We start from the raw sequence: 1,519 nt of genomic DNA, 5'->3' as shown, positions 1-1,519 counted from the left end.
GGGTCTTCGAATTTAGTGGGGGTGCGCCTCTCGTCGGCTCCGTCGGGTGGTCGCACAGCGTGAGCGCAGGCGCTGGTTGGCGCGGTTCCTGAAGCCGAATGCGTTGCGTGCTTCGAGCTTGATGAGGCGGTTGTTGCCCTCGGAGGCGGCGTTGGTGATTCCGGTGGTCAGGTAGGTCTCGATGCCGTCCCACCACTGCTCGACGGTCTCGGCGAGGGTGACGAGTTCGAGCAGGTGGGCGTGGTCGGCGACGTGGGCGAAGAAGCGGTGGCGGGCGGTGGAGATCGCGGAGCGGTCGGGGGTGACGTGGGTGCGGCTGACGGCCAGGCGCAGGAGGTCGCGCAGGAGTTCCTTGGCCTGCCAGGCCACGTAGATCTGCCGGCCGTAGGTGCCCATGTACTCCAACTCGGCCTTGAGCAGGCTGTGTTGCTCCTCGGTGAGGTCTTCTTTGTTGCGGCGCAGGAGTTTGCGGACGGTGTAGATCGCGTCGCCTTTGCGGGCCCGGCGGCCGTGCTGCTTCCAGGTGAGGCGTCGGCGCAGGTCGGCGAGGTGTCGCTGGGCGAGTTGCACGATGTGGAAGCAGTCCACGACCACCGCCGCGTGTGGCAGAGCGCGGTGGACGGCGGCACGGAAGGTGGAGCACAGGTCGATGGCGACGTAGCGGACCTGCTCGCGCCAGGCGACGGGCCGGGCCATCAGCCAGTCGGCGACGGAGGCGGAGTTGCGGCCCTCGACCTGGCCGAACAGTCCGCGTCCGCCGACCGCGTCGACGAAGCCGATGTGCCAGGCGTCGGCGACCAGCTCCCACTTTTCCGTGTCCGGGTTCTGCTTCCACACCGGCCTGCCCCGCCGTGTCTCGTCGATCCCGATCGCCTCGGTCACCGGCGGCTCCTCGGGCAGGACCCTCGCGGCGTGGTCCTCGAGGCAGAGCTGCACGATGGGCCAGGACAGGCCCAGATCCCGGCCGGCCTGCACCACCGATCGTCCGCCGTCACACACCGCGGCCCCGGCCGCCCGCCGAAGCGCCCCGGTCGTACGCATCCGCGCGGGTACCTGGCCAATGGACTCGGTGAACGAGCGGCGGTCGCAGTCGGGTTCGGTGCAGTGCCAGCGTGCCTTGCGCCAGCGGATACTCACCGGGCGCCCGCCGCAGGACAGGTGTCTGGGGGCGGTGGTGCGGTAGTCCTTGAGCCTGGTGGAGAAAACCCCGCAGGAGGGGCAAGCCCTCGCGGATTCCTCGTTCGTCACGACGTACACCGTCGATCCGCCCGCCTCGTCGTCCTTGACCTGCGTCACACTCACCCCCTCCAGCCCAAGCAGTCGCGTCGCAGCCTCGTTGGTCCCGGTATCGTCGATGCTCAAGCCCGTGGGTTCTTCATGATCGGTTGCCTAGACAACAACCATGATCACGAAGACCCGCGGGCTCCTCGCGTCCAGGCCACCCGCACCCCAGGACCGTCACGCTCAGTGACCGAACGTCAGGCCGTCACCACCACACCCCCACTAAATTCGAAGACCC

Annotated in this window: 1 protein-coding gene; it reads right to left on the bottom strand. The window is 68.5% G+C overall.

From position 1 onward, the window contains the following. Window positions 1–12 precede the first annotated feature (12 nt). Window positions 13–1,362, bottom strand: a complete 1,350-nt coding sequence (locus I8N67_RS41475; RefSeq protein WP_200309504.1) for an ISL3 family transposase — start codon at window positions 1,360–1,362, stop codon at window positions 13–15. Between the last annotated feature and the right edge of the window lie 157 nt (window positions 1,363–1,519).

The sequence above is a fragment of the Streptomyces adelaidensis genome, assembly GCF_016598475.1.
Taxonomy (GTDB): Bacteria; Actinomycetota; Actinomycetes; order Streptomycetales; family Streptomycetaceae; genus Streptomyces; species Streptomyces adelaidensis.
The sequence above is the reverse complement of the archived record's forward strand: the minus strand, read 5'-3'. Positions and strand labels throughout refer to the sequence as shown.